Here is a 23914-nt window from a genome sequence, read left to right as displayed (position 1 = left end):
CACCCTCCTAGGCTGGGAGGGTGGCGTTCGGCATCTACCTGCACGTGCCGTTCTGCTCCGTGCGGTGCGGCTACTGCGACTTCAACACGTACACGGCCGACGACCTCGGCGGACCCGAGGTCTCGGGCGCGTCCCGCGCGACCTACATCGACGCGGCCCTCGGCGAGCTCGAGCTCGTGCCGGAGCGGACGGTCGACACGGTCTTCGTCGGTGGCGGCACGCCGACCCAGCTCGCGTCGGCGGACCTCGTGCGCTTCCTGAGGGCGGTCGACGACCGGCTCGGACTGGCGCCCGGCGCCGAGGTCACGACCGAGGCCAATCCCGACAGCGTCACCCCCGCCTCGCTCGCCGAGCTGCGGGCCGGCGGCTTCACTCGGATCTCGTTCGGCATGCAGTCGGCGGTGCCGCACGTGCTGCGGGTCCTGGACCGCACGCACGACCCCGAGAACGTGCCGCGCGCCGTCGCGTGGGCGCGCGAGGCCGGGTTCGAGCAGGTCAGCCTCGACCTCATCTACGGGTCGCCGACCGAGTCGGTGGACGACTGGCGGCGCACCGTCGAGGACGCCCTCGCGATGGAGCCCGACCACGTCAGCGCCTACGCCCTGATCGTCGAGGACGGCACGGCCTTCGCCCGCAAGGTCCGTCGCGGCGAGGTCGTCATGCCCGACGACGACGAGACGGCCGACAAGTACCTGCTCGCCGACGACCTGCTCGCGGCGGGCGGCCTGCGCTGGTACGAGCTGTCGAACTGGGCCACGAACGACGCGGCGCAGTGCCGCCACAACATCGGCTACTGGAACGGCGGCCAGTGGTGGGGGATCGGGCCCGGCGCCCACTCGTTCGTCGACGGCGAGCGCTGGTGGAACGTGAAGCACCCCGCCGCGTACGCCCAGCGCCTCGCGGCGGGCGAGTCGCCTCGGGCCGACGGCGAGCGGCCGGACGCCGAGGCCCGACGCCTCGAGGACGTCATGCTGCGCATCCGACTGGCCGAGGGCATCGAGACCCGGCTGCTCGGCGACGTGGCCCCACTCGTCGCGGCCGGCTGGCTCGAGGCGGCGGGCGACCGCATGGTTCTCACGCGGACCGGCCGGCTCATGGCCGACCGCGTCGTGCTCGAGGTCGTCGGCGAGTAGCGCGCACGGCGGGACCCGGAGGGGATACGTTCGGGCCATGACCGGCGACGCAGCCGAGCTGCCCTCCGCAGCGTACGGCGTCCATTCCGAGGTCGGCCGTCTGCGCAAGGTGCTGGTCTGTGCGCCCGGGCTGGCGCACGAGCGCCTCACCCCGTCGAACTGCGACGAGCTGCTGTTCGACGACGTCCTGTGGGTCGAGAAGGCGCAGGAGCACCACCGCGAGTTCGTCGATGCGATGCGCGATCGCGGCACCGAGGTGCTCGAGCTGCACGAGGTGCTCGCCGAGACCATGGCGATCCCCGAGGCGAGGTCGTGGCTGCTCGACCGCAAGATCGTGGCGAACGAGGTCGGCCTGGGCCTCGTGGACGAGACCCGCTCGTTCCTCGACGAGCTGCCCGACGCCCGGCTCGCGCGCTACCTGCTGGGCGGGATGACGACCCACGACCTGCCGCACGAGCTGAGTGCGGGGATGGACGACCTCGTCCGCAACGCCCAGGGCGGCCACGAGTACCTCATGCCTCCGTTGCCGAACACGCTCTACACGCGCGACACGACGTGCTGGATCGGGTCGGGTCTGACGCTCAATCCGCTCTTCTGGCCGGCCCGTCACGACGAGACGATGCTGATGAAGGCCGTGTACGACTTCCATCCGCAGTTCGTCGGCTCGACGGTCTGGTGGGGCGACCCGGAGCTGGAGTGGGGCGCGGCGTCGATCGAGGGCGGCGACGTCATGGTGCCCGGGAACGGCGTCGTGCTGATCGGCATGGGCGAGCGCACCTCCCGGCAGGCCGTGACCCAGGTGGCCAAGGTCCTGTTCGACACCGGGACCGCCCACGTCGTCGTCGTGGCGGGCCTGCCGCGGCTGCGCGCGGCCATGCACCTCGACACGGTGTTCACGTTCGCCGATCGCGACCTCGTCACGATCTACCCCGAGATCGTCGGGGCGATCCGCACGTACACGCTGCGTCCCGGCGACGACGGCGGCCTCGACGTCACGGCCGAGCAGGACGGGTTCCTCACGGTCGTCGCGCGCGAGCTGGGCCTGCGCGACCTGCGCGTCGTGGAGACCGGCGGCGACTCCTACGACTCGGAGCGCCAGCAGTGGGACGACGCGAACAACGTCGTGACGACCTCGCCGGGGGTCGTGTTCGCGTACGACCGGAACACCCCCACCAATGCGCTGCTGCGCGATGCGGGCGTGGAGGTCGTCGAGATCGTCGGCGCCGAGCTGGGTCGCGGTCGCGGTGGCGGCCACTGCATGACCTGTCCGATCATCCGAGACCCGCTCGATGACTGAGGACGCCCCTGACCTCGGCGGGCCGCTCGAGCCGGCGCCCGAGCCGAAGCGCCGATGGGTCCGGCTGGCGCTGATCGCGGTCCTCGTGGTCGTCATCGTGCTGGTCATCCGAGGGCTGCTCGGCGACGTCGACTGGGCCAAGGTCGCCGATGCGATCGGCCGGCTCGAGTGGTGGCAGTTCGCGCTGCTCGTCGTCGTCCTGCTGCTCCGGCAGTTCCTCAACGCCATGCCGCTGGCCCTGTTCATCCCCGGCTGCACGCCGTTCCGGGCGATGCAGAACGACCAGGCGGCGATCCTCATGACGACCGTCGCCCCGCCGCCGTCGGACATCGTCATGCGGCTCGCGATGTTCACGTCGTGGGGGATCCCGTCGACGTCGGGTCTGGCCGGCACCGTCATGAACACGCTGTCGTTCTACGTCGTGCGCTTCGGGGCGCCGCTGCTCGGCGTGCTCGTGATGCTTCTGCTGGGCACGTTCCACCTCGGCGAGTTCGTGCCTGCCGTCGTGAGCGGAACGGTCAGCGTCGCACTGCTCACGGTCGTCTGGCTGGCGTTCCGCGGCGAGGCGTTCACGGTCGGGCTCGCGCGGCGACTGGGCCGGTTCGCCGTCCGGATCCGCCCCACGGTCGATCCCGACGGGTGGTCGGCCTGGGCCACCGACTTCCGGGGCCGAGTGGTCGACCGGGTGCCTCGGGCCCTGCCGCGCTCACTGCTGGCCCTCGTCGCGATGGTCGTCGTCGACGCGGCCCTGATCGTCATGTCGATCCGCTTCGTCGGGGTGACCGCGACCGAGGTCCCTGCGATCGACGTGCTCGTGGCGTTCCTCGTGGCCTACCCGCTGACGCTGTTCCCGTTCTCGGGGCTGGGCATCCTCGACGCCGTGGTGGTGGCCACGCTGCTCGCGATCGACGCGGGTGCCGACGAGGCCGCATTGCTTGCCGGGTTCGTCGTGTGGCGCGTCGTCACGATCCTGGGTCCGATCGTGCTCGGGCTCATGTCGGTCGGCCTGTGGAAGTGGCAGCTGGCGCGCCGTCCCTCGTCTACGGCTGGGTGACGAAGTCGATCAGTTCCTCGACGCGGCCCAGGAACGCCGGCTCGAGGTCGGTCCACGACCCGACGCGGCCGAGGATGTGCTTCCACGCCCGGGCGATGTCCGCCTGGTCGGCGTGCGGCCAGCCGAAGGCCGCGCACACGCCGTGCTTCCACTCGGTGCCGCGGGGGATCACGGGCCACGCGGCGACGCCGAGGCGGTCGGGCTTGACGGACTGCCACACGTCCACGAAGGGGTGACCCACGACGAGGGCGTGCGGGTTCGTGATCGCCGCGGCGATCCGGGACTCCTTCGAACCGGGCACGAGGTGGTCGACCAGGACGCCGAGCCGCCGTTCGCGCGTCGGAGCGAACTCGCGCACGACCTGCTCGAGGTCGTCGATGCCGCCGAGGTACTCGACCGCGACGCCCTCGGCGCGCAGGTCGTCACCCCAGACCTTCTCGACCAGCTCGGCGTCGTGACGGCCCTCGACGAAGATCCGGCTGGGCAGTGCGACTCTCGCCCGGGTGTCAGCCGCGACGCGCGAGCCGGAGGCCGTGCGCGTCGGTGCCGCCGGACCCTTCGGAGTCGGTGCCACGAGGACGACCGGCCGGCCCTCCACGAGGAAGCCGGGTCCGAGGGGAAAGACCTTGCGGGTGAGGTGGCGGTCCTCCAGCTCGACGGTGCCGAGGTCGCGCTCGACCCGCATGACCTCGCCGACGAAGCCCGTCGTGGCCTCCTCGACGACGAGACCCGGATCGGCGGCCTGCTCGGTCGAGCGGCCGCGGGCGGGGCGACGCCAGTCACCGGAGAGGACGTCCGAGCCGTAGCGATCAGCCACCGAAGAACACCCCGAGCAGCCGCTGGTGGAAGGCCTCGACGTCGTCGCGCGTGCCGCTGTCGATCGTCTCGTCCACGATGAGGCCGACCGCGAGGTCGACTGCCGTGGGCCACGACTCCGGGACCGTGTCGGGCACGTCGTCGCCGACGAGCGCGCCGAGCGCCACGACGGGGGACTGGCCGGGCCGGGTGACGACCATGACGAGCTCGCCACCCTCCGGTCCGTGGCCCAGGTGCGAGACCTCGACGAAGGCATCGCCCACGGAGGTGGCCCAGACCGACACCATCGCACCGCCGCGCGACTCGTGCGCGATCGTCGTGCCGTCGGGCCCCGTGACCGCGTAGGGGGTGTAGACGAGGACGTCGTCCCCGTCGCTGACCTCGATCGCGCCGTCGGGGCGCACGGAGACCTCACTCACCCCGACAGGCTTTCACGGGGGTCGTGACGGCGAGCGAAGCCACACCGGTCGGTAGACTGGCACTTGACCACGGCGAGTGCCAGACCCCCCGACGAGACCCAGGAGGTGCCTCATGACCGAGGACCGCCGCCTGAACGTGCTGCGCGCCATCGTCGAGGACTACGTCGCGACGCAGGAGCCGGTGGGATCGCGGGCCCTGCTCGAGCGGCACCAGCTCGGTGTCTCGTCGGCCACGATCCGCAACGACATGAGCGCGCTCGAGGACGAGGGCTACATCACCGCCCCGCACACGAGCGCCGGCCGGATCCCGACCGACAAGGGCTACCGGCTGTTCGTCGACCGGCTGGCCGAGGTCAAGTCCCTCTCGCCGGCCGAGCGCCGCGCGATCGAGACCTTCCTGTCCGGTGCGGTCGACGTCGACGACGTCGTCATGCGCAGCGTCAAGATCCTCGCCCAGCTGACGAACCAGGTCGCGATCGTCCAGTACCCCTCGCTGACGCGCTCCACCGTGCGCCACGTCGAGCTGGTCGGACTGGACGGGGCGCGCGTCCTCGTGGTCGTCATCACGAGCAGTGGACGGGTCGAGCAGCGCATCGTCGAGCTCGTCTCGACGCCCGGCGAGCAGCTGCTGGCCGACCTCAAGTCGCGCATCGTGCGCGCGACGCTGGGCGAGCGCCTGCCCGAGGCGTCGATGCGCCTGGCCGAGCTGATCGAGACCTTCGAGGCCGACGACCGCCCCGTCGTCTCCGCGATCGTCACGACGCTCGTCAACACGTTCTCCAACGAGCGCTCCGACGAGCGCATCGCGGTCGGCGGCACCGCGAACCTGGCGCGCTTCGGCGCCGACTTCGACACCGCGATCCGGCCCGTGCTGGAGGCGATGGAGGAGCAGGTCGTGCTGCTGCACCTGCTCGGCGAGGCCACCACCGGCCCGCGCGTGCGGATCGGCCTCGAGACGGGGCACGAGAATCTTGTGGGGACCGCGGTCGTCTCCAGCGCCTACGGGTCCGACGGCGAGTCGCTCGCCCACCTCGGCACCGTGGGCCCGACCCGCATGGACTACCCCGCCACGATGGCCGCCGTCGGCGCGGTCGCCCGCTACGTCGGCCGCATCGTCGGGCACGGCTGAGAGGACCTGGGAAGGTACATGGCACAGGACTACTACGAGCTGTTGGGCGTGTCCCGGGAGGCGACTCCCGAGGAGATGAAGAAGGCGTACCGCCGACTGGCCCGCCAGCTGCACCCGGACGTCAACGACGCGCCGGACGCGTCCGACCGCTTCAAGGAGGTCACGACGGCCTACGAGGTGCTGTCGGACCCGCAGAAGCGCTCGGTCTACGACCGCGGCGGCGATCCGCTGTCGGCCGGCGGCATGGGCGGCGGCTTCGGCCAGGGCTTCAGCTTCGACGACATCATGGACGCGTTCTTCGGCCAGACGCAGGGCCGTGGTCCGCGCCCGCGCACGCAGCGCGGTCAGGACGCCCTCCTGCGGCTCTCGATCAGCCTCGCCGAGGCCGCCTTCGGCATCACGCGCGAGATCAAGGTCGACACGGCCGTCACGTGCGACGTGTGCCACGGCACGGGTGCGAACGCAGGCTCCGAGCCGGTCACGTGCAGCACGTGCCACGGTCACGGCAACGTCCAGCACGTCCAGCGGTCGCTGCTCGGCGACATCCGCACGTCGCGGCCGTGCCCGACGTGCCACGGCTACGGCACCGTGATCCCCGACCCGTGCCGTGAGTGCGCCGGCGAGGGCCGCGTCCGCTCGCGTCGCAGCCTCCAGGTGAACGTGCCCGCCGGTGTCGACGACGGCAACCGGATCCAGTTGGCCGGCGAGGGCGAGGTCGGCGCGGGCGGTGGCCCGGCGGGAGACCTCTACATCGAGATCAAGGTGGCCGGCCACCCCGTGTTCACGCGGCACGGCGACTCGCTCGTCTGCCAGGTCACGGTGCCGATGACCGCCGCGGCGCTCGGCACCCGCATCGACCTGCCGACGCTCGACGCCGAGCGCACCGACCTCGAGGGTCTCGACCAGACCGTCGGCATCGACATCCCCGCCGGCACCCAGTCGGGCGAGACCGTCGTGGCCCGTGGCCACGGCGTCCAGCGCCTGCGCGGCTCGGGCCGCGGCGACCTCACGGTCCAGGTCGTCGTCGAGACTCCTCGCGACCTCGACGACGAGCAGCGCGAACTGCTGGAGAAGCTCGCCGTCGCCCGCGACGAGGAGCACCCCGACCCCGTGCTCGGCCACTCCTCCCGCTCCGTCTTCGGCCGCATCCGCGACGCCTTCAAGTAGGCCGGGCCCGCGCGGGTGCCGGTTTACCACGGTCCCTTGGTTCGTCCCCTCCTCCCTCGGTGAACTCACCGAGGGAGGACAGGAAGTGCCGGGGGAGGACGGCGGCTGCAGGTCGCTAGAGTCGGCGCATGGCTGCTGACTGCATCTTCTGCAAGATCGTCGCGGGCGAGATCCCGGCGGAGATCGTCGCCGAGACCGAGCACACGATCGCCTTCCGCGACATCAACCCCAAGGCTCCGGTGCACGTGCTCGTCGTCCCCAGGGTGCACGAACGCGATGTCGCGGCGCTCGCCACCGCCGAGCCGGCGATCGCGGCCGAGCTGCTCGCGCAGACGCGCGTGATCGCCACCCAGGAGGGTTACGAGGACTACAACCTCGTCTTCAACACCGGCGCGAACGCCGGCCAGACCGTCTTCCATGCCCATGCCCACGTGCTGGCCGGGGTCGACGTCTCGAAACTCTTCCTCGCCTGAGTACCTCCCTTGGCACTTCCGCTCCTCCCTCGGTGAATTCACCGAGGTAGGACTGGACGAACCAAGGGACCGTGGTAAACCGTCACCCCACCCCCCACTCGCGCGCAGCCGGTAGAATCGACGGCATATGACTGACGACTCCACCGCGGCGCGGCACACCTTCTCGATCCCCGTCTCGATCCCGCTCGTGTCCCTCTTCGGTCCCGCGGACGAGTTCCTGCGGCTCATGGAGTCCTCGTTCGAGGCGCAGATCCACGCGCGAGGCAACGAGGTCACGGTGACCGGCGACCCGGCCGAGGCGGCCCTGGTCGAGCGACTGGTCGACGAGCTCGTGACGATCGTCCGCACGGGCCAGGCGCTCACCGCCGAGACGGTCGAACGCTCCATCGCGATGCTCCGCGCCGAGACGCAGGAGCGTCCCGCGGACGTCCTGAGCCTCAACATCCTGTCCAGCCGCGGCCGCACGATCCGACCCAAGACGCTCAACCAGAAGAAGTACGTCGACGCGATCGACCAGCACACGATCGTGTTCGGCATCGGCCCGGCTGGCACCGGCAAGACCTACCTCGCGATGGCCAAGGCCGTGCAGGCGCTGCAGGCCAAGGAGGTCACGCGCATCATCCTGACCCGGCCCGCGGTCGAGGCGGGGGAGCGGCTCGGCTACCTGCCCGGCACCCTCAGCGAGAAGATCGACCCCTACCTGCGCCCCCTGTACGACGCGCTGCACGACATGCTCGATCCCGAGTCGATCCCCAAGCTGCTCACGTCCGGCGTGATCGAGGTCGCGCCGCTGGCCTACATGCGCGGACGGACCCTGAACGACGCGTTCATCATCCTCGACGAGGCGCAGAACACGACGGCCGAGCAGATGAAGATGTTCCTGACCCGACTCGGCTTCGGCTCCAAGATGGTCGTCACCGGCGACGTCACCCAGGTCGACCTGCCCGGTGGTGCGACGAGCGGCCTGCGGGTCGTGCGGGACATCCTCACGGACGTGCGCGACATCCACTTCTCGATGCTGACCAGCCACGACGTCGTCCGCCACAAGCTGGTCGGTCGCATCGTCGCGGCGTACGACGACTACGAGGCCACGGGCCGTCGCCACCAGGGATCGGGAGAACATGACCGTCGACGTTCTCAATGAGTCCGGGGTCGACGACGTCGACGTCGCCGGCCTCACGTCGCTGTGCCGATTCGTCATGCGGCGCATGCGGCTGCACCCGCAGACCGAGATGACCCTGCGCCTCGTCGACACCGAGACGATCGCCGTCCTGAACGAGCAGTGGATGGGCAAGAAGGGGCCGACGGACGTGCTGTCGTTCCCGATGGACGAGCTCACCCCCGGCCGCGACGACCGCGAGGCCCAGGATCCGGGCTACCTCGGTGACATCGCCCTGTGCCCCCAGGTCGCCGAGCAGCAGGCCCCCGCGGCCGGCCACGATCGCGACGACGAGATGGCACTGCTGACGGTCCACGGGATGCTGCACCTGCTCGGCTACGACCACGCCGAGCCGCAGGAGCACGCGGAGATGTTCGGCATCCAGGGCCGGCTGCTGCTCGAGTGGGCCGACCCCGCGCTGCGGGAGCAGTAGGACGTGGACGCCTCAGCGCTCCTGCTCGCCGTCGTCCTTGTCGTCCTCGCGGGCGTGCTCGTCGCCGTCGAGGCCGCCATCTCGACGTTCTCGCGGGCGCGGGCCGAGGAGCTGGCCGACGAGGGTGTCGCCGGAGCGCGCCGACTGGCCCGGATCATCGAGGACCCGGCCGCCTACCTCAACTCCGTCCTGCTGCTGCGCATCATCGCCGAGACCGCCGGCATCGTGCTGGTCGCCGCGATCATCGCCGACCAGGTCGACGGCTACTGGGCCAATGTCCTGATCGCCGTCGCGATCATGTCCGTCGTCTCGTTCGTCGTGATCGGCGTGGGTCCGCGCACCCTCGGCCGCCAGCACTCCGAGCGCATCGCCGTCGCGTCGGCGCTGCCCGTCATCGTGCTGACGACGCTGCTCGGTCCGCTGCCGCGGCTGCTCATCTGGTTCGGCAACGCCCTCACCCCCGGCAAGGGATTCGCCGAGGGCCCGTTCGCCTCCGAGGTCGAGGTCCGCGAGCTGGTCGACCTCGCCGCCGCGACGTCGGTGATCGAGTCCGACGAGTCGAAGATGATCCAGTCGGTGTTCGAGCTGGGCGACACGATCGTGCGCGAGGTGATGGTCCCGCGCACGGACCTGGTGTTCATCGAGCGGCACAAGACGCTGCGCCAGACGATGTCGCTCGCGCTGCGCAGCGGCTACTCCCGGATCCCCGTCGTCGACGAGAACCTCGACGACGTCCTCGGCATGGCGTACCTCAAGGACGTCACGAAGCGGGTCTTCGACAACCACACGGCGGAGACCACGGAGAAGGTCGACTCGATCTGCCGGCCGTGCATGTTCGTCCCCGACACGAAGCACGCCGACGACCTGCTGCGCGAGATGCAGGCCCAGCGCACGCACGTCGCGATCGTGATCGACGAGTTCGGCGGCACGGCGGGGATGGTCACGATCGAGGACATCCTCGAGGAGATCGTCGGCGAGATCACCGACGAGTACGACGACGAGCCCGACGAGCGCGAGCAGCTGTCTGACGGTTCGTGGCGCGTGAGCGCCCGGTTCGACGTCGACGACCTCGAGGAGCTCTTCGGGATCCCGGTCCAGGACGAGGACGTCGACTCGGTCGGCGGCCTGATGGCCAAGCACCTCGGCACGGTCCCGATCCCGGGCGCCGTCGTCGAGGTCGACGGCCTGCGGTTGGAGGCCCAGGCGCCGCAGGGCCGCCGGAATCGGATCGGTCGCGTGCTCGTGACGCGGGTCGCCGACGAGGACGCCGCCGCCGGCGCGTGAGCGACCGGTACATTCATCGCATGGAACTGGCCCCCGAGGACGCCAAGCTGGTGACGCTCGCCCGCGCGTCCCGCGCCCGTATCCAGGTGGCCCAGGGCGCCGCCGTCCGAGACCTCGACGGCCGTACCTACACCGCGGCCACGGTCCACCTCGACGCGCTGCTGATCGCCGCGCTCGACCTCGCGGTCGCGATGGCGATCTCGTCCGGGGCGAAGGGCCTCGAGGCGGTCGCGCTCGTCACGGACGGCGACGTCCCGGTCGAGCTGGACGCCGTGATCGAGTTCGCGGGCACGGACGTCACCGTGGTGGTCGCCGACCCGGACGGCACGATCGACACGGTGTTGACGACATGAGCACCCCGAGCGGGTTCCGGTCCGGGTTCGCCTGTTTCGTCGGGCGTCCCAACGCCGGCAAGTCCACGCTCACGAACGCCCTCGTCGGCGAGAAGGTCGCGATCACGTCGTCGCGCCCGCAGACGACGCGGCACGCGATCCGCGGTCTCGTGCACCGCGACGACGCGCAGTTGATCCTCGTCGACACCCCGGGCCTGCACAAGCCGCGCACGCTGCTGGGCCAGCGGCTCAACGACCTCGTCCGCACGACGTGGGCCGAGGTCGACACGATCGGCATGTGCCTGCCGGCCGACGAGCGGATCGGCCCCGGCGACCGGTTCCTCATCAAGGAGCTGGCTGCGCTGCGGCGCAAGCCCATCCTCGCGATCGCCACGAAGACCGACCTCGTGACCCCGGCCCGGCTGGCCGAGCACCTGAGCTCCATCGGCGCAGCGGGTGCCGAGGCGGGGCTGGACTGGCGCGACGTCATTCCCGTCTCGGCCGTCCGGGGCGAGCAGGTGGACCTGCTCGCGGACCTGCTCGTCGACACCCTTCCCGAGGGGCCGGCGCTGTATCCCGAGGGCCAGCTCACCGACGAGCCCGAGGAGACCTTGATCGCCGAGATCATCCGCGAGGCCGCCCTCGAGGACGTCCGTGACGAGCTGCCGCACTCCCTCGCGGTCGTCGTCGAGGAGATCGTCCCTCGTGAGGATCGCCCCGCCGACCGGCCGCTGCTGGACGTCCGCGCGAACGTCTACGTCGAGCGCGACAGCCAGAAGGGCATCGTGATCGGCAAGAAGGGCGCCCGGCTCAAGCAGATCGGCATCGACTCGCGCGGCCAGATCGAACGGCTCCTCGGCACGCCGATCCACCTCGACCTGCACGTCAAGGTCGCGAAGGAGTGGCAGCGCGACCCCAAGCAGCTGCGCAAGCTCGGCTTCTGAGGTCTGGCGGGATCCGTCAGCGCGGGGCGTGGGTCCTGAGGGACTCCGTCAGGCGATCGAGCAGCGGCGAGTCGAGCTTCCACCGCTGCCAGAACAGGGCGACGCGGGCCGTGTGCTCACACAGCCGGACCACGCGGCCGTCCGCGAGCGACGCGTCGACCTGCACCGACGGCAGCAGCCCCCAGCCGAGGCCGGCCTCGACCGCGGCGCGGAAGTCCTCCGACGACGGGATGCGATGCACGAGGGTGGGCTCGCGGCGGGTGTGACGGCGCAGCTCGCGGTGCTGGAGCCGGTCCTTCTCGTTGAACACGACCATCGGCATGGCCGACCAGTCCGGGCCCGCGAACCGCTCGACGAGGGCTGGCGCGGCGACGGGCAGGTAGTGCATCGTCCCGAGCCGCAGGACCGAGCAGCCCTGCACGGGCGTCGGGTCGCTCGTCACGGCACCGACGACCTCGCCGCGGCGCAGCAGGTCGTGGCTGTGTGCCTCGTCCTCGACCTGCAGTCGCAGGGCGACGTCTCCCCAGCCGGCGACCTCGCCGAGCACGGGACGGAACCACGTCGCGAGGGAGTCGGCGTTGACCGCCAGCGCGAGGTCGGTCGGTGCGTCCCCCACGGCCTCGGCGTAGACGAGCTCGAGCTGGCGTCCGAGCCGCACGAGACCGGCGCCCGCGTCGGTGGGGGAGCAGGGCGTGCCCCGACTGACCAGGACCCGGCCGACCGCGCTCTCGAGGGCCTTGATGCGCTGGCTGATGGCACTCGGGGTCACGTGCAGGTGCCGCGCCGCGGCCTCGAACGAGCCGTGGTCGGCGATCGCCACGAGGGCCGCGAGCTGGGCCGGGGGCAGGTCCACCCGCTCAGTTAAGCATCCCTTCATCAAGTGCAGGAAAGTTCGTTGGACTTCACTGCCGGGGTTGCCTAGGTTCGAGATCGTGTTCCACGCCCTCGTCGCCGGCCTGCTGACCGGTCTCTCGCTCATCGTCGTCATCGGCGCGCAGAACGCGTTCGTGCTGCGGCAGGGCATCCGGCGGGCCCATGTCGGCGTGGTCGTGGCGATCTGCGCCATCTCGGACCTCGTGCTGATCCTGGCCGGCGTCGCGGGGGTCGGCACGCTCGTCGACCGCGCGGGCTGGCTCATCGACGTCGTGACGTGGCTCGGCGTCGCGTTCCTCGTCTGGTACGGCATCGGGTCGCTGCGCCGGGCCCGACGTCCCGAGACGCTCGCCGTCGCAGGCCACGACCCGGTCGCGGTCGGTGCCGTGGCCCTGCAGGCGCTCGCGTTGACGTGGCTCAACCCGCACGTCTACCTCGACACCGTCGTGCTCCTCGGCTCGATCGCCCAGACGCACGGCCCGGTGGGGCGGTGGTGGTTCGCCGCGGGGGCGGGCGCCGGCAGCATCCTGTGGTTCTCGGCCCTCGGGTTCGGGGCCCGCGTCCTCGCGCCGGTGCTGGCGAAACCGCGAGCCTGGCAGGTGCTGGACCTCGTGATCGGCCTCGTGATGTTCGTGATCGCGGCGTCCTTGGTCTGGTGAGGCTTGACTCGACGGGCGACGATGGATCCGTGGACCCCGTCGAGGCATTGCGCGAGACCGCGTTCTGGCTCGAGCGCGAGCGGGCGTCCACCTACCGGGTGAAGGCCTTCCGCACGGCGGCGGCGGCGCTGACCGAACTCGAGTCGGGCGAGGTCGCGCAGCGGGCGCAGGACGGCCGTCTGGGGCGGATGAAGGGACTCGGCCCGCGCACGACGGTCGTCGTGGAGCAGGCGCTCGCCGACGAGGTGCCCGCGTATCTCGCGGACCTGCGCGAGCGCAACGCCACGCCGCTCGCCGAGGGTGGGCGCGAGCTGCGGGAGCTGCTGCGCGGCGACCTGCACAGCCATTCCGACTGGTCCGACGGCGGCTCCAGCATCGAGGAGATGGCCAATGCGGCCGCGTGGGTGGGCCGCGAATACCAGGCGATCACCGACCACTCGCCGCGGCTCACGGTCGCCAACGGTCTCAGTCCGACGCGGCTGGAGCAGCAGTTGCGGGTCGTCGCCGCGGTCGACGGGGCGCGCGACGACGTGACGCTGCTGACCGGCATCGAGGCGGACATCCTCGACGACGGTGCGCTCGACCAGACCGACGACCTGCTCGGCCGACTCGACGTCGTCGTGGCGAGCGTCCACTCCAAGCTGGCGATGGAGCCCGCGGCGATGACCCGCCGGATGGTCGCGGCCGTCTCGAACCCGCACACCGACGTGCTCGGGCACTGCACGGGCCGGCTCATCGAGGGCTCCCGCGGCATGCGGCGCGAGTCGCGGTTCGATGCCGAGGCCGTGTTCCGGGCGTGCGCCGACCACGGCGTGGCGGTCGAGATCAACTCGCGGCCCGAGCGACTCGACCCGCCCGAGCCGCTGCTCGACCTCGCCCGCGACCTCGGCTGCCTGTTCGCGATCAACACCGACGCGCACGCCCCGGGCCAGTTGGACTTCCTCGACCACGGCGCGGCCCGGGCCCAGGCCGCCGGGATCGACGCCGACCGCATCGTCACGACGTGGCCCCTCGACCGCCTCCGGGACTGGTTGACCCGCTGAGCGTCAGCCCATCAGGAGGGCGGCCATGGTCGCGCCGAGGTCGCGGGCCTGCGGGAGGTGCGGGTCGATCTCGCCCGTGAAGACCATCGGCGGGGCGGCGAGGGTCCACTGCAGGCCCGTCGTGATCGACTCCATCGCCCGCTCCGCCCCGATCGTGTCGTAGCCGCCGCGAATCCAGTAGGAGAACGGCCGCTTCGCCGTCGGCTCGCGCACGTCGTTGTACACGCTGTCGAAGAAGTGCTTGAGCGCCCCACTGATGTACCCGAGGTTCGCGCTCGTCCCCAGCAGGTAGCCGTCGGCGGCCAGGACGTCCTCGACGGTGGCCTCGAGGGCCGGGCGGACGACGACCTCGACCCCCTCGATGTCGGGATCGCGGGCCCCCGCGAGAACCGTGTCCGCCAGCGTCACGAGCCGCGGGGTCGGACAGTGCTGGACGACGAGCAGACGGGCCATGGGCCCACGGTAGTGCGGACGGGCTTGCGCGATCGGATGGCCGACGTTGCCGTGTGTGCCTACGATCTGGCCATGGACTTCGCCGCGGCAGCCCAGGCCGTCCTCGACAACGTCGCCAAGGTGATCGACGGCAAGGATGCCGCCATCGAGTCCAGCCTCGTGGTCGCCCTCGCCGAGGGCCACCTGCTGATCGAGGACGTTCCCGGCGTCGGCAAGACCGCCCTCGCCCGGGCGCTCGCCCGGTCGATCGACTGCTCGGTCCGGCGCATCCAGTTCACCCCCGACCTGCTGCCGTCGGACGTCACCGGCGTCTCGGTGTTCAACCAGCGCGTGGGCGAGTTCGAGTTCAAGCCCGGCGCGGTGTTCGCGAACGTCGTCATCGGCGACGAGATCAACCGGGCCTCGCCCAAGACCCAGTCCGCGCTGCTCGAGGCGATGGAGGAGCGGCAGGTCTCGGTCGACGGCACGACCTACCCGCTGCCGGCTCCGTTCATGGTGGTGGCGACGCAGAACCCCTACGAGATGGAGGGGACCTACGTCCTGCCCGAGGCCCAGCGCGACCGCTTCATGGCCCGGATCTCGCTGGGCTACCCCGACGCCGACGCCGAGGTCTCGATGCTGCGCGACCGTGATGTCCGCGACCCGGCTGCGCTGCTCGAGCCCGTGCTCCTGGTCGACGACCTGCAGCAGATGATCGCGCAGGCCCGCGCGATCCACGTGTCCGAGGCGGTCGAGCGGTACGTCGTGGCCCTCGCCCGCGCCACCCGCGAGTCCGGCGACCTGCGGATCGGCGCGAGCCCTCGCGCCACGCTCCAGCTCGTGCGCGCGTCCAAGGCGCTCGCCGCGGTGCGCGACCGGGAGTTCGTGCTGCCCGACGACGTCGTCGAGCTCGCGCCACTCGTGCTGGCGCACCGGCTCGTCCCCTTGCGTGGCGGTGGCAGTCCCGAGGACGTTGTCGCCGACATCCTGCGCCGGGTACCGGTCTGACCATGTGGCTCACGGGACGCTCGATCGCCCTCATCGCGGTGTCCGCCGTGAGCCTCGTCGTCGCGTTCGTCGTCGGCATCCCCGCCCTGCTCTACGTCATCGGACTGTGCGGCGGGCTCGTGCTCGTCGCTGTCGCGGTGTCGCTCGTGTCCCGGCCGCGGCTCTCGGCCGTGCGGACGGTCACCCCGGCGGTCGCGGAGCAGGGGGAGACGGTCGAGGTCCGGATCGACGTGACGATCGACTCGGTCGTCCCCGTCGTGGCCGACTCGTGGCGCGACCGGATCGGCAGCGGCCTGCACGGCCAGTCGCGGGGCACGACGCCCCCGATGGATCGCCGACAACGGGCGCACCTGCGCTACGAGGTCGTCGGGCGCCGTCGCGGCAGCCACGAGCTCGGCCCGCTCAGCGTCGTCGTCGGTGACGCGTTCGGGCTGACCGAGCGCGCCGTGAAGGTCGACGTCCACGACCGGGTCGTCGTGCTGCCGGTCCGCACGCCGCTCGAGCCCGTGACGGGGCCGGGCGCCTCGGCCGACGGGGCGACCCGCACGCGCCGCTCCACCGGCCTGGGTCACGACGACGTGATCGCGCGGCCCTACCTGCCGGGCGATGCGCTCAAGCGCTGGCACTGGAAGGCCACCGCCCACCACGGCGAGCCGATGGTCCGTCAGGAGGAGTCGGAGCTGCGACCGACGGTCCAGGTGGTGCTGGCGGCCGATCCACGGCTGCACGACCACGCGGGATTCGAGTGGAGCGTGAGCGCCGCCGCCTCGATCGTGTCGCACTATGCCGACCGCGGGTACGACGTCGACCTCGTCTCGGCGGGCATCGGGGTGGCGCTGGAGTCCGGGCACGGCCTCACCGACGCGCTCGTGGCGCTCGCGCTGCTGGAGCCCTCCTCGGCCTCGGTCACCCCGCCGCCGGGGGAGCGCACGACCTTCGTCCTGATGGGTCGCCCCGACAGCGAGACCGCGCGTCGGATCGTGGGCGAGGTGCACGTCCGGGACGCGATCGCGTTCGTCACCGCCGCGACCTCGACCGCCGCGATCGACGTGCTCGCCGAGTCCGGTTGGCACGTCGTCGTCCTGCGTCCCGGCGAGGACCTCACCGACGCGTGGCAGCGCACGGGGACGGTGTCGGCCTCGTGACCGGGCCGCAGCAGGCGGGACGGACCCGCGGGGACGAGGTCCTCGACACCCTCGTCGTGCTGGCCGCCTCGGCCTGCCTGCTCGGCGGGTTCTCGCCGCTGTTCAACGGAGGCCGCTGGTACGTCGTCGTGCTCGCGGTGCTGGTGCCGCTGGCGGCGGTCGCGATGGCGATGCGCATGTTCGCGCCCGCGTGGGCCACGGCCGTCACGGCGCTCGCCGGCGTTCTCGCGATCGTGTGGGTGTTCGCGCCCGGCACGACGAAGGTGGGACTGCCCAGCCCGTCCTCGGTCGGCGAGCTGTGGCGCGAGCTCGGCCGCGCCCGCACCGTGATCATGGAGCGGGCCGCCCCGATCACCCCGCCGGACTCGGTGCTGCTCGTCGTGGCGATCGCGTTCGTCGTGCTGTTCGTGCTCGCCGACGCGGTCGCGCGGCAGACGTGGCGCGTGCCGCTGCTGGGCGCGCTGTGGGGGACGATGCTCATCGTCCCGAGCATCATCTCGGCCGAGATGCCGCCCTGGTGGGTCTTCCTCGGGACGGCCGTGGCCTGGCTGTGGCTGTGGTGGGGCCAGACGGTGCACGTCGGCGCCGTGCCGACCGGGGCCGCCGTGGCGACGGCTGCCGGGGCGCTCGGTGTCGCCCTTGTGGTGCCCGCGATGGCGCCGGCCATCGAGCCGACCGCGAGCGACTTCGGGGTGACCGGCAGTCAGGTCTTCGGCACCGGGATCAACCCCATGATCGAGCTGGGCCGGAACCTGCGGCAGGCCTCACCGCGCCGCGTCCTGACCTACACGACCGAGTCGTCGACCGGGGTCTACCTCAAGGTCGCGACGCTCCGCCAGTTCAGCGGCCGCACGTGGAGTCCCAGTCCGCTCGTCAGCGACCTCGACATCGAGGGCGTGGACGATCTCGACCCGGCGATCAAGGTCGAGGACATCAAGACCACCGTGCGGATCGAGAGCCTGCGGTCGACCTACCTGCCGGTGCCGTACCCCGCGACGGAGATCCGCGGGCTCGAGGGCGACTGGCAGTGGCTGCGCGACGGCAGCACGGTCCGCGCCGAGGACGGGACGAACTCGCAGGACCAGACCTACACGGCGATCAGCGTCGACCGGGAGCCCACGGCGCGGCAGATGCGCGCGGTCGACCGCGCCGGTGTCTCGCTCGCGGCGTACCGGACCCTGCCGCGCGGCGTCCCCCGGCTCGTGACCGACCTCGCGCGCGAGCACGCCGGTACCGAGACCAACGACTACGACCGCATGGTCGCCCTGCAGGACTGGATGCGCTCCGACTTCGAGTACTCGGTCGAGGCGCCCGTCGAACAGGACTACGACGGCAACGGTCTCGACGTCATGGCCGAGTTCCTCAAGCGCGAGCAGGGGTACTGCGTCCATTTCGCCTCGACGCTCGCGGTGATGGGCCGGGTCCTGGGAGTCCCCACACGTGTCGCGGTCGGGTACGCGCCCGGTGACGACATCCTGAGCCGCTCGACCGAGACCACGACGTTCGCGGTCGAGTCCGACGACCTGCACGCGTGGACCGAGGCGTACTTCGAGGGCGTCGGCTGGATCCCGTTCGACGCGACGCCCGGCATCGGCGAGGGCACGTCGTTCGCCGAGCCCGTCGCGGCCGGCGGCAACACCGACACCACGACCGGCGACGACTCGACCAACTCGGGCGGGTCGCAGGACGCGCTGCGACCGGAGGACGGCGGCAGCACGCAGGCGCAGTCGGCCGAGGCGCAGTCCTCGCCGTGGCGTGCGGTCGTGCTCGCGCTGACGACGGTGGTCGTGCTCGGCCTCGGGCCGGCGGTCATCCGCGGCGTGCGTCGCCGTCGCCGGTGGGTGGCGGGCCGTGAGGCGACCGAGCCGTTGTGGATCGAGGTCTCCGACACGGCGCGCGACCTCGGCATCGCGACGGACCCGGCCGAGACGCCCAGGTCGTTCGCCGGCCGGCTCGCGGCCCACGGCGCCGACGTCGCCGAACTGGAGACCCTGCTGGTCGACGTCGAGCGATCGCGGTACGGCTCGCCCGCGGAGCTCCCGTCCCGCGTCGAGGAGGCGCGGCACGTCGTCGACACCCTCGAGGCCGCCACCGGACGGCGCCGCCGCTGGAAGGCCCGGTTCGCCCCGCGCTCGCTGTTCCGCTGAGCCGGGCCCCTATCCGCGGCGCAGGTACTCCAGCACCGCCAGCACCCGCCGGTGGCCGGTGTCGTCGGGGCCGAGGTCGAGCTTGGCGAAGATGCGCTGGACGTGCTTCTCGACGCCACCCAGGGTGAGCGTCAGTGTCGTGGCGATCGCGGGATTCGACTGGCCCTGGGCCATCAGCCGGAGCACCTCGCGCTCGCGCGGCGTGAGGGCTCCCAGTGGGTCGGCCTTGCGTCCCATCAACTGGGCGATGACCAGCGGGTCGAGCGCCGTGCCACCGGCCGCCACGCGGTCCAGGGCGGCCAGGAAGTCGTCGATGTCGCTGACGCGGTCCTTGAGCAGGTAGCCCGTTCCGCCGGCCGAGCCCGCAAGCAGGTCGTCGGCATACGAGGACTCGACGTACTGCGAGAGCACCATGATCGGCGCCTGTGGCCACGTGGTCCGTACCTCGACCGCCGCGCGCAGGCCCTCGTCGGTGTGGGACGGCGGCATCCGGACGTCGACGATGCCGACGTCCGGACGCTCGGCGGTCATCGCCGCCACGAACGCCGGGCCGTCCCCGACGGACGCGACCACCTCGTGACCGGCCTCGGTGAGCAGCAGCTGGAGCCCTTCGCGCAGCAGCAGGGAGTCGTCGGCTATCGCGATGCGCACGGGATCTCCGCTCGAACGGTCGTCGGCCCCCCTTCGGGAGAGCTCAGCACCAGTGTGCCGTCGACCCCGTGCAGACGCTGTTCCAGCCCGGCCAGGCCCCGCCCCTTGGCCAGATGAGCCCCGCCGATGCCGTCGTCGCCGACCTCGGCGACGAGGGCGTCCGCGGACTGCACCACGGACACGCGGGCCGAGGCGGCGTTGCTGTGCTTCGCGACGTTGGTCAGGGCCTCGGAGACGACGAAGTAGGTCGCGGTCTCGACGTGCGCGGGCAGCGAGCCGGTCAGGTCGACGTGCAGGTCGACCGGGATGGACGACCGCGACGCCAGTTCGCTCAGCGCGGCGGGCAGCCCGCGGTCCACGAGCACGGGAGGGGCGATCCCGCGCGTGAGCGAGCGCAGTTCGTCCACCGTGGCCCGTGCCTGCTCCAGCGCGCCGTCGAGGGTCTCACCCACGCGTGCGGGGTCGGTCTCGAGCTGCTTGCGGGCTCGGGCGAGGTCCATCGTGACCCTCACCAGACCCTGCTGGGGGCCGTCGTGGATGTCGCGCTCGAGCCGCCTCAGCGAGTCGGCCTCCGCCTCGCGGGCGGCGTCACGGGAGCCACCGAGGCGCGCCACCTCCTGCTGCAGCTCGGCGCGGCTGCACAGCACGGTCCGTGCGATGCCGCCGTGCACGAGGCAGACCAGCCGCACCACGAAGGGCAGGGACACGGCCGCCAGCGCGCCGATGCCGGTCTGGACCATGACGTCGGCGGCCCGGCTGTCGCCGAGTCCCATCAGGGCGGCCAGGGTGGTGGTGTCGTCGGAGTCCGGCAGGAACCGCGACCAGAGCCCGTACGTGAGGCCGATGACGGCTGCCAGCCACCAGGTCAGCGTGACGGCGAAGGCGACGACACCCGTGACGAGCCCGATCACGCTCCACACGACGTCGAGCCACGACTGCGGATCGCGCAACGGCAGCAGGAGGCGGCGGACCCAGCCGGCCGACGGGTCCGACCTCGCGTAGGCGGGCGTCGACGCGGGGCGACCCAGCATCGCGCGGATCCGCACGCGCTCGAGGTGCGCGAAGCCGCGCGCCACGATGATCGCCAGCACCAGGATCGGCAGGCCCACCAGGGTGATCAGCAGCCCCAGGCCGCTCGACACGAGGACGGCGGCGACGACGAACGCGGCCAGCGCGATCGGGAAGGCGCTCAGCGCGTAGCCCGACTCCAGCAGCGTCCGACGCAGCGTGATGCGCACCGGTCCGGCGACCTCTCGGGGTCGGCCGGCCACAGCGGTGTCGCGGGGGATCTCCATGGTTTCGCTCATGCTTCGACGTTAGGTCGATCGTGACCTCGGATCGATCCTGCCAGCCGGACGATTCGCTGTCGTGCCTGCACGACAGTCGCGTCAGGCGTCCCACACCGACAGGTCGGGTCCCTTCGGCACGATCTGGGTCGGATTGATGTCGGTGTGCACGACGTAGTAGTGCCGCTTGATCTGCTCGAAGTCGGTGTTCGAGCCGAACCCCGGCTGGTGGTACAGGTCCTTCGCGTAGCGCCACAGGTGCGGCATCTCGGTCAGCTTCTGGCGGTTGCACTTGAAGTGGCCGTGGTAGACGGCGTCGAAGCGCACGAGCGTCGTGAACAGCCGCACGTCCGCCTCGGTGATCGTGTCGCCCATGAGGTAGCGGCGATCGGCGAGGCGTTCCTCGAGCCAGTCCATCGCGGTCCACAGTCGGTCGCAGGCCGCCTCGTAGGTCTCCTGCGAGCCCGCGAATCCACACCGGTAGACGCCGTTGTTCACCTCGGTGAACACCCGCTTCATGACGTCCTCCATCTCGTCGCGCACGGCGGCGGGCCACAGGTCGGGGGCGTCCTCGCGGTGGAAGTCGCGCCACTCGAAGAAGAAGTCGTGGGTGATCCACGGGAAGTCGTTCGTGACGACCTTCCCGGTCGCGACCTCGACGATCGCGGGCACGGTGATGCCGCGCGGGTAGTCGTGGTGGCGGGCGAAGTAGGCCTGCTGGAGGCGCTCGATGCCGAGCACGGGGTCGACGCCGCCGGGGTCGAGGTCGAAGGTCCAGCTGCGCGCATCGTGGGTGGGTCCGGGCAGGCCGACGCTGATCACGTCCTGGAGTCCGAGCAGGTCGCGCACGATGAGCGCCCGGGTGGCCCACGGGCACGCCTTCGCCGCGACGAGCCGGTAGCGACCGGGCTCCACGGGCCAGCGCGGGGCGTCGGCCAGCGCCGTCGTCCCGATGCCGGCGCGGTCGTCGCGGGGCACACCGCCACCGGCCGTGATCCGGTCCGGGATGTAGTTCATGTCCCGGTCGTACTCGGCGCCTGCAGTGACGTACGCGCCTTCGGTGGAGTGCTCCTGCTCGGCCATGGTCCGACCCTAGCGACCGACGACGCGCCCGGCCGGTGCTACGCTGACCGCATCATGCGCTTCGTCGGGATTCTCCTTCGCTGCCGCGTCGAGGTCCTCTAGGTCGGACCCCTCGGCGCGGTGTTCGTGTTCTCCCGACCGCCGCTCCCGCTCACACCGAGCCACCCGAGGAAGATCCGACCACCATGCGCAACAACCCCGTTTCCCCCCAGCAGCCGTCGCCGATGCCGTTCGGTCGCTATCAGGCGTTCGCGCCGATCGACCTGCCCGACCGCACGTGGCCCGCAGCCCAGATCACGAAGGCGCCCCGCTGGCTCTCGACCGATCTGCGCGACGGCAACCAGGCCCTCATCGACCCGATGACGCCGGCCCGCAAGCGCCGCATGTTCGACACGCTCGTGCGGATGGGCTACAAGGAGATCGAGGTCGGCTTCCCGTCGGCCAGCCAGACGGACTTCGACTTCGTCCGCTCGCTGATCGAGGGCGGCGCCGTCCCCGAGGACGTCACGATCTCGGTCCTGACGCAGGCCCGCGAGGACCTGATCGAGCGCACGACCGAGTCGCTGGTCGGAGCGCCGCGGGCGAACATCCACATGTACAACGCCGTGGCCCCGCTGTTCCGGCGCGTCGTGTTCAACGTCAACCGTGACGAGTGCCGGGCGATCGCCACGCGCGGCACCGAGCTGGTCATGAAGTACGCCGAGCAGAACCTGGGCGACACGGCGTTCGGCTACCAGTACAGCCCCGAGATCTTCACGGGCGCCGAGCTGGAGTTCAGCCTCGAGGTGTGCGAGGCGGTCATGGACGTGTGGCAGCCCGAGGGCGACCGCGAGATCATCCTGAACCTGCCGGCCACGGTCGAGATGGCCACGCCCAACGTCTACGCCGACCAGATCGAGTGGTTCAGCCGCTCGATCAGTCGCCGCGACGCCGTCGCGATCTCGCTGCACCCGCACAACGACCGCGGCACCGCCGTGGCCGCGACCGAGCTGGCGATGATGGCCGGCGCCGACCGCGTCGAGGGCTGCCTGTTCGGCCACGGCGAGCGGACGGGCAACGTCGACCTGGTCACGGTGGGCATGAACCTGTTCAGCCAGGGCATCGACCCGCAGATCGACTTCTCCGACATCGACGAGGTCCGTCGCACCGTCGAGTACTGCACCAACCTGCCGGTGCACCCGCGCCACCCGTACGCGGGCGACCTCGTCTACACGGCCTTCTCCGGCTCGCACCAGGACGCCATCAAGAAGGGCCTGGAGGACCTCGACCGCCAGGCCGCCGAGCAGGGCGTGCCGGTGTCCGAGCTGCCGTGGGAGGCGCCGTACCTGCCGATCGACCCGCACGACGTGGGCCGCACGTACGAGGCCGTCATCCGCGTGAACAGCCAGTCCGGCAAGGGCGGCGTCGCGTACATCATGAAGACCGAGCACCAGCTCGACCTGCCGCGCCGTCTGCAGATCGAGTTCAGCCGCGCGATCCAGCAGCTGTCCGAGGGCGAGGCCGGCGAGATCCAGCCCGAGGAGATCTGGGGCGCGTTCACCACCGAGTACCTGGACCGCGACACCCCGTACGCCCTGTCGCGGTTCACCTCCGTGACGACCGAGGACGGTCGCGACGAGCAGGTCGTCGACCTCGTCGTCCGTGACCAGGAGCGGTCGTTCAAGGGCGAGGGCAACGGCCCCGTCGCCGCGTTCGTCGACGGGATGCGCCAGGCCGGCGCCGACATTCGCGTCCTGGACTACAGCGAGCACGCGCTCAGCTCCGGTGGCGATGCGCGGGCGGCCGCCTACGTCGAGTGCGAGATCGCCGGCGAGGTCGTGTGGGGCGTGGGCATCCACGAGAACATCGTGACCGCGTCCCTTCGCGCCGTCGTCTGCGCCGCCAACCGCGCCGAGGCGATCACGATTCCGAAGTCCTGAGGCCCGCTGGCAGTGAGGTTCGAGGGCA

24 protein-coding genes are annotated in these 23914 nt (G+C 71.4%); 17 read left to right on the top strand and 7 right to left on the bottom strand.

Translation table 11 applies throughout. The features are described from left to right. Window positions 1-20: 20 nt before the first annotated feature. The 3 genes from hemW to ACT26F_RS09240 are packed head-to-tail and all read left to right on the top strand — an operon-like array spanning window position 21 to window position 3484. Window positions 21-1133 (top strand): radical SAM family heme chaperone HemW, encoded by a 1113-nt coding sequence (hemW, locus tag ACT26F_RS09250; protein ID WP_471670228.1) that lies wholly within the window; start codon window positions 21-23, stop codon window positions 1131-1133. A gap of 37 nt (window positions 1134-1170) precedes the next feature. Continuing rightward, window positions 1171-2430 (top strand): arginine deiminase, encoded by a 1260-nt coding sequence (locus ACT26F_RS09245; protein ID WP_471670227.1) that lies wholly within the window; start codon window positions 1171-1173, stop codon window positions 2428-2430. Next, window positions 2423-3484, top strand: a complete 1062-nt coding sequence (locus tag ACT26F_RS09240; protein WP_471670226.1) for a lysylphosphatidylglycerol synthase domain-containing protein — start codon at window positions 2423-2425, stop codon at window positions 3482-3484. Before ACT26F_RS09245 ends, ACT26F_RS09240 begins: the two co-directional genes overlap by 8 nt. On the opposite strand, the gene ACT26F_RS09235 is transcribed toward ACT26F_RS09240, so the two are convergent. After that, the gene (locus ACT26F_RS09235) at window positions 3471-4301 is read right to left on the bottom strand and encodes a DUF3097 domain-containing protein (RefSeq protein WP_471670225.1); all 831 of its coding nucleotides are present in this window, start codon (window positions 4299-4301) and stop codon (window positions 3471-3473) included. The genes ACT26F_RS09240 and ACT26F_RS09235 overlap by 14 nt on opposite strands. Continuing rightward, window positions 4294-4719, bottom strand: a complete 426-nt coding sequence (locus ACT26F_RS09230) for a hypothetical protein (protein ID WP_471670224.1) — start codon at window positions 4717-4719, stop codon at window positions 4294-4296. Before ACT26F_RS09230 ends, ACT26F_RS09235 begins: the two co-directional genes overlap by 8 nt. A 112-nt stretch (window positions 4720-4831) precedes the next feature. On the opposite strand from ACT26F_RS09230, the gene hrcA reads away from it, so the two are divergent. The 8 genes from hrcA to era all read left to right on the top strand — a co-directional run bounded on the left by hrcA (window position 4832) and on the right by era (window position 11640). After that, complete coding sequence (gene hrcA / locus ACT26F_RS09225) at window positions 4832-5848, top strand: heat-inducible transcriptional repressor HrcA (RefSeq protein WP_471670223.1); 1017 nt, start codon at window positions 4832-4834, stop codon at window positions 5846-5848. Between the two features lie 18 nt (window positions 5849-5866). Continuing rightward, window positions 5867-7015 carry a molecular chaperone DnaJ gene (dnaJ, locus tag ACT26F_RS09220; RefSeq protein ID WP_471670222.1) on the top strand — a complete coding sequence of 383 codons (1149 nt, stop codon included), beginning with the start codon at window positions 5867-5869 and terminating at the stop codon, window positions 7013-7015. 128 nt (window positions 7016-7143) lie between these two features. Continuing rightward, window positions 7144-7488 carry a histidine triad nucleotide-binding protein gene (locus ACT26F_RS09215; protein WP_471670221.1) on the top strand — a complete coding sequence of 115 codons (345 nt, stop codon included), beginning with the start codon at window positions 7144-7146 and terminating at the stop codon, window positions 7486-7488. A gap of 127 nt (window positions 7489-7615) precedes the next feature. Beyond that, the gene (locus ACT26F_RS09210) at window positions 7616-8632 is read left to right on the top strand and encodes a PhoH family protein (RefSeq protein ID WP_471670220.1); all 1017 of its coding nucleotides are present in this window, start codon (window positions 7616-7618) and stop codon (window positions 8630-8632) included. Further along, window positions 8610-9080, top strand: a complete 471-nt coding sequence (gene ybeY, locus ACT26F_RS09205; protein ID WP_471670219.1) for an rRNA maturation RNase YbeY — start codon at window positions 8610-8612, stop codon at window positions 9078-9080. Before ACT26F_RS09210 ends, ybeY begins: the two co-directional genes overlap by 23 nt. Before the next feature lie 3 nt (window positions 9081-9083). Beyond that, a complete protein-coding gene (locus ACT26F_RS09200) occupies window positions 9084-10364 on the top strand; it encodes a hemolysin family protein (RefSeq protein ID WP_471670218.1) in 1281 nt (426 codons plus the stop codon). 20 nt (window positions 10365-10384) lie between these two features. Further along, on the top strand, window positions 10385-10717 hold the full coding sequence (locus ACT26F_RS09195) for a cytidine deaminase (protein ID WP_471670217.1): 333 nt from the start codon (window positions 10385-10387) through the stop codon (window positions 10715-10717). After that, window positions 10714-11640: a GTPase Era gene (gene era, locus ACT26F_RS09190; RefSeq protein ID WP_471670216.1), complete on the top strand. Its 927-nt coding sequence runs from the start codon at window positions 10714-10716 to the stop codon at window positions 11638-11640. The genes ACT26F_RS09195 and era overlap by 4 nt, the downstream gene beginning before the upstream one ends. Before the next feature lie 16 nt (window positions 11641-11656). On the opposite strand, the gene ACT26F_RS09185 is transcribed toward era, so the two are convergent. Next, a complete protein-coding gene (locus tag ACT26F_RS09185; protein ID WP_471670215.1) occupies window positions 11657-12493 on the bottom strand; it encodes a LysR family transcriptional regulator ArgP in 837 nt (278 codons plus the stop codon). Window positions 12494-12572: 79 nt separating this feature from the next. Between ACT26F_RS09185 and ACT26F_RS09180 the strand changes: the two genes are divergently transcribed. Then, window positions 12573-13172 carry a LysE/ArgO family amino acid transporter gene (locus ACT26F_RS09180; protein WP_471670214.1) on the top strand — a complete coding sequence of 200 codons (600 nt, stop codon included), beginning with the start codon at window positions 12573-12575 and terminating at the stop codon, window positions 13170-13172. Between the two features lie 29 nt (window positions 13173-13201). Continuing rightward, window positions 13202-14215, top strand: a complete 1014-nt coding sequence (locus ACT26F_RS09175) for a PHP domain-containing protein (RefSeq protein WP_471670213.1) — start codon at window positions 13202-13204, stop codon at window positions 14213-14215. A gap of 3 nt (window positions 14216-14218) precedes the next feature. Here ACT26F_RS09175 and ACT26F_RS09170 read toward each other — a convergent pair whose 3' ends face one another. Further along, entirely contained in the window at window positions 14219-14668 is a 450-nt protein-coding gene (locus ACT26F_RS09170) for a flavodoxin family protein (protein WP_471670212.1), read from the bottom strand. Window positions 14669-14740: 72 nt separating this feature from the next. Here ACT26F_RS09170 and ACT26F_RS09165 point away from each other — a divergent pair, with 72 nt between their 5' ends. Genes ACT26F_RS09165 through ACT26F_RS09155 form a run of 3 tightly spaced genes read left to right on the top strand, consistent with a single transcriptional unit; the run spans window position 14741 to window position 18947 of the window. Further along, window positions 14741-15655: an AAA family ATPase gene (locus ACT26F_RS09165; protein WP_471670211.1), complete on the top strand. Its 915-nt coding sequence runs from the start codon at window positions 14741-14743 to the stop codon at window positions 15653-15655. A gap of 2 nt (window positions 15656-15657) precedes the next feature. Continuing rightward, window positions 15658-16800, top strand: coding sequence for a DUF58 domain-containing protein (locus ACT26F_RS09160; RefSeq protein WP_471670210.1), 1143 nt, complete (start codon window positions 15658-15660; stop codon window positions 16798-16800). Continuing rightward, the gene (locus ACT26F_RS09155) at window positions 16767-18947 is read left to right on the top strand and encodes a transglutaminase TgpA family protein (protein ID WP_471670209.1); all 2181 of its coding nucleotides are present in this window, start codon (window positions 16767-16769) and stop codon (window positions 18945-18947) included. The genes ACT26F_RS09160 and ACT26F_RS09155 overlap by 34 nt, the downstream gene beginning before the upstream one ends. 9 nt (window positions 18948-18956) lie before the next feature. Here ACT26F_RS09155 and ACT26F_RS09150 read toward each other — a convergent pair whose 3' ends face one another. The 3 genes from ACT26F_RS09150 to ACT26F_RS09140 form a co-directional block, all read right to left on the bottom strand. Next, complete coding sequence (locus tag ACT26F_RS09150; protein WP_471670208.1) at window positions 18957-19598, bottom strand: response regulator; 642 nt, start codon at window positions 19596-19598, stop codon at window positions 18957-18959. After that, window positions 19583-20905 (bottom strand): sensor histidine kinase, encoded by a 1323-nt coding sequence (locus ACT26F_RS09145; protein ID WP_471670207.1) that lies wholly within the window; start codon window positions 20903-20905, stop codon window positions 19583-19585. The genes ACT26F_RS09150 and ACT26F_RS09145 overlap by 16 nt, the downstream gene beginning before the upstream one ends. 81 nt (window positions 20906-20986) lie before the next feature. Then, on the bottom strand, window positions 20987-21967 hold the full coding sequence (locus ACT26F_RS09140; protein WP_471670206.1) for a glutathione S-transferase C-terminal domain-containing protein: 981 nt from the start codon (window positions 21965-21967) through the stop codon (window positions 20987-20989). Window positions 21968-22152: 185 nt separating this feature from the next. Here ACT26F_RS09140 and leuA point away from each other — a divergent pair, with 185 nt between their 5' ends. Beyond that, entirely contained in the window at window positions 22153-23886 is a 1734-nt protein-coding gene (leuA, locus tag ACT26F_RS09135; RefSeq protein ID WP_471670205.1) for a 2-isopropylmalate synthase, read from the top strand. Window positions 23887-23914 lie beyond the last annotated feature (28 nt).

Source organism: Aeromicrobium sp. SP1 (assembly GCF_055663785.1).
Note: the sequence above shows the minus strand (reverse complement) of the source record. Positions and strands in the feature narration are given on the sequence as shown.